This window comes from Curtobacterium sp. MMLR14_010 (genome assembly GCF_001865015.1).
Taxonomy (GTDB): Bacteria; Actinomycetota; Actinomycetes; order Actinomycetales; family Microbacteriaceae; genus Curtobacterium.
Window position 1 is genome coordinate 50011 of record NZ_MJGV01000012.1, and the last position, 7477, is coordinate 57487.

Annotated in this window: 9 protein-coding genes; 3 read left to right on the forward strand and 6 right to left on the reverse strand. The window is 70.4% G+C overall.

The window, feature by feature from the left end; genetic code table 11:
* Positions 1-37: 37 nt before the first annotated feature.
* Positions 38-736: a hypothetical protein gene (locus BIU98_RS02065; protein WP_071270707.1), complete on the reverse strand. Its 699-nt coding sequence runs from the start codon at positions 734-736 to the stop codon at positions 38-40.
* Between the two features lie 48 nt (positions 737-784).
* On the opposite strand from BIU98_RS02065, the gene BIU98_RS02070 reads away from it, so the two are divergent.
* The gene (locus BIU98_RS02070) at positions 785-1648 is read left to right on the forward strand and encodes an acyl-CoA thioesterase II (RefSeq protein WP_083392892.1); all 864 of its coding nucleotides are present in this window, start codon (positions 785-787) and stop codon (positions 1646-1648) included.
* A 61-nt stretch (positions 1649-1709) separates the two neighbouring features.
* On the opposite strand, the gene BIU98_RS02075 is transcribed toward BIU98_RS02070, so the two are convergent.
* The 5 genes from BIU98_RS02075 to msrA all read right to left on the reverse strand — a co-directional run bounded on the left by BIU98_RS02075 (position 1710) and on the right by msrA (position 5488).
* Complete coding sequence (locus BIU98_RS02075; RefSeq protein ID WP_071270710.1) at positions 1710-2192, reverse strand: thioesterase family protein; 483 nt, start codon at positions 2190-2192, stop codon at positions 1710-1712.
* Positions 2193-2198: 6 nt separating this feature from the next.
* Positions 2199-3884, reverse strand: coding sequence for an energy-dependent translational throttle protein EttA (ettA, locus tag BIU98_RS02080; protein ID WP_071270713.1), 1686 nt, complete (start codon positions 3882-3884; stop codon positions 2199-2201).
* A 52-nt stretch (positions 3885-3936) separates the two neighbouring features.
* Positions 3937-4581, reverse strand: coding sequence for a single-stranded DNA-binding protein (locus tag BIU98_RS02085; RefSeq protein ID WP_071270716.1), 645 nt, complete (start codon positions 4579-4581; stop codon positions 3937-3939).
* A 120-nt stretch (positions 4582-4701) separates the two neighbouring features.
* Entirely contained in the window at positions 4702-4923 is a 222-nt protein-coding gene (locus BIU98_RS02090; protein WP_071270719.1) for a hypothetical protein, read from the reverse strand.
* A gap of 37 nt (positions 4924-4960) precedes the next feature.
* Positions 4961-5488: a peptide-methionine (S)-S-oxide reductase MsrA gene (gene msrA / locus BIU98_RS02095; protein ID WP_071270722.1), complete on the reverse strand. Its 528-nt coding sequence runs from the start codon at positions 5486-5488 to the stop codon at positions 4961-4963.
* Positions 5489-5677: 189 nt separating this feature from the next.
* On the opposite strand from msrA, the gene BIU98_RS02100 reads away from it, so the two are divergent.
* Both BIU98_RS02100 and BIU98_RS02105 read left to right on the forward strand, forming a co-directional pair.
* On the forward strand, positions 5678-5944 hold the full coding sequence (locus tag BIU98_RS02100) for a hypothetical protein (protein ID WP_083392888.1): 267 nt from the start codon (positions 5678-5680) through the stop codon (positions 5942-5944).
* A 96-nt stretch (positions 5945-6040) separates the two neighbouring features.
* The gene (locus BIU98_RS02105; RefSeq protein ID WP_071270725.1) at positions 6041-7426 is read left to right on the forward strand and encodes a hypothetical protein; all 1386 of its coding nucleotides are present in this window, start codon (positions 6041-6043) and stop codon (positions 7424-7426) included.
* The last annotated feature ends 51 nt before the right edge of the window (positions 7427-7477 follow it).

Here is a 7477-nt window from a genome sequence, read left to right on the forward strand (position 1 = left end):
CGCGGGCGGCGTCAGGCCGTCGCTGGCGTCGTCACGCTCAGGTCAGGGTCCAGGCGCGACGCTTGACGAGCACGTGACCGCGGGACGTGGTGAGGCGGCTCCACGGACCGGTCTCGAACAGGCGGACCGGGTCGTGCCCGAGGAACCCCAGGCTCTCCCCCGCGAACCCCGCGGCTGCCGGCAGGTGTTCGACGCCGGGCACCGGTCGGCCCCAGACCTCGGAGCGGAGCTTGCGGACGACGGCCTCGCCCGAGTTCGTCGGCACGGCGTCCGCGACCTCGGCGATGCCGGACTTGGCCGCCCGCCGGAGGAGCTCCGGCGAGACGTCCGGCAGCGGGACCCAGCCACCGCGCGGCGGGGAGATGGCGGCCCAGGTGACCGTGTGGACCTCGTGCGGGAGCTCGACCTCGATCGGGGTCGGACGGGTGGGGTCAGCGCCCTCGGCGTGCTCGGCGTCCTGCGTCTCGCCGAGGACCCGGAGGCGCTCCTGGAACGAGGCCAGCGGTACGACGACGTCGATCGTCGCCGGCTGGGTCAGCGAGAAGGTACGGAGGCCGAGGACGGTCGGGAGCTCGTCGAGCAGCCCGAGCGGGTACATGATCGCCGTGTAGACGGCCAGGACGCCGGCGTCGGCGATCAGACGGACGGAGCCGTCCTCGACGCGGGCGGCACGTGCGAGGTACGTGCGGAGGTCCCCGAGCGAGGCGGCGTCGGGCAGCGTGAACGAGGTGCTCATGTCGTCCCGATCCTACCGGGGCCCCACCGTTCGTAGACTGCAGGGGTGGTGATCGGTGAACCGGACTTCCTGCAGACCCTGCGACTCGAGGACACGGGGGCGAGCACGCGCGAGACGATCCTGACGGGTGCGAGCCACTGGTCGGCGAACGGCCGGGTGTTCGGCGGCCAGGTGCTCGCCCAGTGCGTCGTCGCGGCGCAGTCGACGATCGAGGGGCGGGCCATCCACTCGGTCCATGGGTACTTCCTGCGACCGGGCGACATCGAGGTGCCGATCACGTTCGGCGTCGAGCGCATCCACGACGGACGCTCGTTCGCGACCCGGCGGGCGCAGGCGTACCAGAACGGCGTGCCGATCTTCTCGATGATCGCGTCCTTCCAGACCGACGACGACGGCGTCGAGCACCAGGACCCGTTCCCCGAGGACGTCCCGGAGCCCGAGTCCCTGCCGACGGCCGCGTCGGTCCTGTCCGCGATCGACCACCCCGTCGCGCGGGCATGGGCCGAGCGGGCGATCGACCTGCGGCACGTGGACGGCCCGGTGTTCGTCGACGTCGAGGGCGAGCACGTGCCACACCAGGCCGTGTGGTTCCGGGTGCAGGGCACGCTGCCGGACGACCCGGCGCTGCACCGCGCGGTGCTGGCCTACGCGAGCGACCTGTCGATCCTCGAGCCGATCATGCGCCGGCACGGGGTGGCGTGGGGAACGCCGGGGTTGAAGAGCGCGAGCCTCGACCACGCGATGTGGTGGCACCGGGACGGCCGCGCGGACGAGTGGGTCCTGTACACGCAGGAGTCGCCGAGTGCCCAGCGTGGTCGGGGCCTGGCGTTCGGGCGGATGTTCTCCCGCGACGGGCGCCTGCTGGCGAGCGTCGCGCAGGAGGGCATGGTGCGGATGCCCCGGGCACGCTGAGCCGGGGCCCCTGTTCCCGCGGGCGGTCACCCGCGGTCGCGCGTGCTGAGCCCGGAGCTGGTCAGGGGCGGGAGAAGACGACCGGCGGCTCGACGTACTGCTCGCACGCCGCCCGCTCCACCGCGGTGAGGCGCCGCGGCCGGTTCGTCGCGGCGTCGACCATCACGAGCGTGGTGGTCGCCCGCGTGTACAGCTCTGCGGGCTCCTGCCCGACGGGCGACCAGACCTCGTACGAGATGTCGAGGCTCGCACCACCGAGCCGCCCGATCCACAGCTGGATGTCGAGCGGGCGTCGGTAGTACGGCGTGGACGCGAGGTACTCGAGGCGCTGCGCCGCGATGACCGTCATCGTGCCGGACCCGGGTCTGCCGTCGATGACCGGCTGCGGCGCGGACCCCGACTCGTCGACCTCGTCGGGATCCGGCGCCCAGAACGCCAACACGCGTGCTTCCTCGAGCAGCCGGAGCATCGCCGAGTTGTTCACGTGCCCGTAGGCGTCGATGTCACTCCAGCGGATGCGGACCGGCGTGTGCAGCCTCGCCACGCGGGGTCAGTCCCGCGTGAGCTTGCGGTACGTCGCCCGGCCCGGCTTGGCCGCGTCGGCACCGAGGCGCTCGATCTTGTTTTCCTCGTACGCCTCGAAGTTGCCCTCGAACCAGTACCAGTTCGGCGTGCCGTCCTCGTTCAGGCCTTCCCACGACAGGATGTGCGTCGCGATGCGGTCGAGGAACCACCGGTCGTGCGTGATGACCACGGCACATCCGGGGTACTCGAGCAGCGCGTTCTCGAGGCTGCCGAGGGTCTCGACGTCCAGGTCGTTGGTCGGTTCGTCGAGGAGCAGGAGGTTGCCGCCCTGCTTCAGCGTCAGCGCCAGGTTCAGCCGGTTGCGCTCACCGCCGGAGAGGATGCCGGCACGCTTCTGCTGGTCCGGGCCCTTGAAGCCGAACTGCGAGACGTACGCGCGCGACGGGATCTCCGTCTTGCCGACCTGGATGTAGTCCAGACCGTCGGAGACGACCTCCCACAGGTTCTTGTTCGGGTCGATGCCACCACGGCTCTGGTCGACGTACGAGATGTCGACCGTCTCGCCGATCTTCAGCGTGCCGCCGTCGAGGGGCTCGAGCCCGACGATCGTCTTGAAGAGCGTGGTCTTGCCGACGCCGTTCGGGCCGATGACGCCGACGATGCCGTTGCGGGGCAGCGTGAAGGAGAGGTCCCCGATGAGGACGCGGTCGCCGAACTGCTTGTGCAGCTTCTCGGCGTCGATGACCTGCGAGCCCAGACGCGGGCCGACGGGGATGACGATCTCCTCGAAGTCGAGCTTGCGCGTGCGCTCGGCCTCCGTGACCATCTCCTCGTACCGGGCGAGACGGGCCTTGGACTTGGCCTGGCGGCCCTTGGTGTTGCTGCGGACCCAGTCGAGCTCCGAGGTCAGGCGCTTCGCGAGCTTGGCGTCCTTCTTGCCCTGGACCTCGAGACGTGCGCGCTTCTTCTCGAGGTAGGTCGAGTAGTTGCCCTCGTACGGGTAGAGGCGGCCGCGGTCGACCTCGGCGATCCACTGGGCGACGTGGTCCAGGAAGTACCGGTCGTGGGTCACGGCGAGGACGGCACCGTGGTACTGCTGCAGGTGCTGCTCGAGCCACTGCACGCTCTCGGCGTCGAGGTGGTTGGTGGGCTCGTCGAGGAGCAGCAGGTCGGGCTTCTGGAGCAGGAGCTTGCAGAGCGCCACGCGGCGCTTCTCACCGCCGGACAGGTGCGTGACGAGCTCGTCCCCCGGGGGGCACTGGAGCGCGGCCATGGCCTGCTCGAGCTGCGAGTCGAGGTCCCACGCGTCGGCCGCGTCGATCTCCTCCTGCAGGGTGCCCATCTCGGCGAGCAGCGTGTCGAAGTCGGCGTCCGGCTCGGCCATCAGGGCGGAGATCTCGTTGAAGCGGGAGAGCTTGCCGTGGATCTCGCCGACGCCTTCCTGCACGTTCTCCAGGACGGTCTTCGTCTCGTCGAGCTCCGGCTCCTGCATGAGGATGCCGACGCTGAAGCCGGGCGTGAGCTTGGCCTCACCGTTCGACGGCTGGTCGAGACCGGCCATGATCTTCAGGATCGTGGACTTGCCGGCACCGTTGGGCCCCACGACGCCGATCTTGGCGCCGGGGAGGAACGACATCGTGACGTCGTCGAGGATCAGCTTGTCGCCCACTGCCTTGCGGGCACGGACCATGGAATAGATGTACTCGGCCATATCTCGCCCAAGTGTAGTGACCGGATCGTCGGACCGTGCGGGGGCGAGCACGTCAGGCGGCATCGCGCTGCTCAGTGTCGCCCTGCACCATGGCCGCCGCGCGGGCCGCGGTCGCGGGGTCGGGGAGCTCGTCGTCCGCGCCGCCGACCGCTCCGTGGCTGCCTGCCCCGTGCTGCTGGTCCTCCCCGTGGGTCTCGTCATCGCCGTGGTCGGGGCGGTCGTGGTGTTCGGGGTGCGGGTCGTCCTGGTGCGGGTCGTCGTGGTGCGGCTCGTGCACCTCCCCCGTCCTCGGGTCCACGGACGGGCCACCCCCGGGTGCCGCCGAGCCCTCGGACGCGTGCCGCGGGACCTTGATCCAGTTGCTGATGCCCCAGGCGAGGTCCTGGCCGATGCCCTCGGCGTCGATCTCCACCGACGTGCCACCGCGGCCGTCCCGCTCCCACGTCCGGATGCGGACCCGGCCGGTCACGATGATCCGGTCGCCCTTCTTCACGGACTTGTGGACGTTGGCCGCGAGGGAGCGGAACGCCGTGACGGTGAACCAGTTCGTCGGTCCGTTGGTCCAGGTGGCGTTGGCGCGGTCCCAGCGTCGGGACGGGGATGCCAGGCGCATGCTCGTGATGGCGATGCCGGTCTCGGTGACGAGGTGGCGGGGCTCGGTCGCGACGATGCCGCAGACGGTGATGGTGTCGTTCATGCACCGATCGTCATCGAGCCCCGGTCCGCCGTGGCGGGCCGGGGCTCGATGTGTGCAGTGGGACCCGAGAAGGCGACCTGTGGAGGAGAAGTCCCCCGAGCCTCCTGTCCAGATCACCGATCAGTGGGCGTGGAACTCCGGGCGTGACGCGAGCGGCCCGAGCGCCTTGTGGACGGCACCCTTCGCGGTCTCGAGGGACGGGTACGTCCCGCTCCGACCCGCTCGATGTCCGTAGAGCTCGACGTGGAACCCGTCGTCGGCTCGGTGGATCGCACCCACCGCACCTGCCGGCCCCACTGCGACCCAGGTCGCGGTGTCACTCGTCGTCGTGTCGTTCGTCATCGTTCGACCACCTCCTCGTGGCCCCGACGCCCGTCGTTCAGGACGCCAGGATGTACTGACTGTAGGCCTTGCGGACCTTGTTCACCTTGGGCAGTGCGACTGCGAGGCAGTAGCCCTGACCGGGGTTCTTCGCGAAGAAGTCCTGGTGGTACTCCTCGGCGGGGAAGAACGTGGTGAGCGGCTCGATCGTCGTGACGATCCCACCGTCCCAGATGTCCGACGCGCGCTCGATCGCCTTCTCGAACAGCCCACGCTGCTCGTCGTCGGCGGGGAACATCGCGGAGCGGTACTGCGTGCCGACGTCAGCGCCCTGACGGTTGAGCTGGCGCGGGTCGTGCAGCGTGAAGAAGACGTCGAGGATGACGTCGGCGGGGATGACCGACTCGTCGAAGGTCACCGCGACGGCCTCGGCGTGACCGGTCGAGCCGGTGCACACGAGTTCGTAGGACGGGTTCTCGACCCGGCCACCGATGTAGCCGGACTCCACGTCCTGCACACCCTGGAGCGTGCGGTACACGGCGTCGAGACACCAGAAACATCCACCTGCGAGCACGAACGTGGTCATGGGCACAACCTATCTTCCTGGCCTCCGAGGAGACCCGACTGGGGGATACCTCCTCCACAACACCCGTGCAGGGCTGTCTGTTCCCCAGTGCACCGTCGCCCCTCCGGCGTGTCGGTGGTGGCCCGTAGCGTCTCCACCAGACGGACAGCCACCACCCAGCACCACGCACCGACGAACGAAGGAGACCCCTTGCTGACGAGCACCGAACCCCAGCTGCACATCCGCACGGTCTCCCCCGTCGCCCGGTCACGCGGGGACCTCCGCATCCTCGACGTCCGTGACGACCTCTCCCGGGTGACCCGCATCAACGGCGAGATCGTCGGGTACGTCGACCGCGTGGACATCGCCGGCGGCACCGCCTACCGCGCTCGTCGCTACGTCGCGGCTGAACGTCGCTTCGTCGAGCTGCCCAACGTGTGGTCCGCCGACGACGCCGTCGACTGCCTCCGCTGGTGACCGCCGTGCGGACTCTGCAGCACTGACGTCCGTCGGATGCGGGGAACGCCGCCGAAGGTCCCTCAGAACCGGGCCGCTCCTGGATATGGTGCGCGCATGGACTGGTGGAACGACTTCATCGACTGGACTTCGTCGGACACGGGCTGGCGGGTCTTCTCGGGAGCGGTGATCCCCTTCGTGGCGATCATCGTCGCCGGGATCGTCGCGGCCCTCATCGGCCGCAGCGCCACCAAGCGGGTGGTCGCCCTGCAGGAACGCGAGTCGAAGAACGCCGCGGTCGCGGCGATCATCACCGCTGCGCGCAAGGCCGCGACCTGGGGTTCGCTCGGACACGACGAGCGGAACTACACCGACCACCTCGCCGAGGACGCCGACATCCGCCTGCGGCTGCTCCCGACCCCCGGTGCGCCGCTCGCCGCCTCCTGGGCGCAACACGAGATCGCGGACATCAAGAAGGACTCCTCGACCTTCAACTTCCAGGCGGACCAGTCCCTCGCCGAGTTCCGTGACCGCCTGCTCGAGTGGCAGGCCCGCCCCGGTCGTGCCAAGAAGCTGTTCAAGAGCGACCTCGAGCGCTGGAAGTTCGAGTCCCCCGACCCCGACGCGGACCTGATCAAGCGCCAGCAGGACTGGAGCGCCGACCAGGCCGACAGCAAGCGCGCCCCCGAGCCGACACCGACGCCGACACCGGCCACCCCGACCACGACGTCGCTCCGCGCCCCCCAGCGGACGGGAGGCTCCCCCGCCTCCGCCGCGCAGCCCACCTCCGCCGCGTCGGGCTCCACTGCCCCTGCCGCGGTCGGCGGGACCGCTGCCGCCTTCGCCGCTGCGCGTGCCGACGCCGGCGCTGGCGCTGGCGCGCCGGCAGCTGATCCGGCGGAGACGACGCCGATCTCGGACGGTGCGACGCGCTCGTACTCCGAGGGCGTCACGCAGCCGTACTCGGACGGGGTCACCCGGCCGTACTCGGGCTCGGGCTCGGGCTCGGGCTCGTCGGACGGTGCCACCCGGGCGTACTCGAACTCGGACTCGTCGGAAGGAGTCACCCGGCCGTACGGGGACGACCAGGTCGCACCGGTGCGTCCCGCGCTCGGCACCCCTGGCTCGTCCACGCGCGACTCGTCGGTGCCGTCGTGGTCGTCCTCGTCGGCGTCGTCGCCCGCGTCCCCCGTGTCGTCGGGCTCATCGGCGTCCGTGTCAGCGTCCACGTCGCCGTCCGTGTCTGACTCGGACAACGACGACGCGGTGGACGACACCGTCTCCCCCGAGCGGCTCGCGGAACTCCGTGATGCCAGGGCGAACGACCTCGACCGCGACAGGTCCGGCACCGCCACGACGACGACGTCGGCGCCGAGCCGGACCGAGGACGCGCCCGCCGACTCCGACTCCGACTCCGACTCCGACTCCGACTCCGACGAGGCGACCTACACCCAGCCGATCAGCGCGAACGAACTGCGCCGTCGCGCCGAGGACGACGAGTAGTCACCCGAACACACCGAGCACGAACGAGGGCCGCCATCCGATCGGATGGCG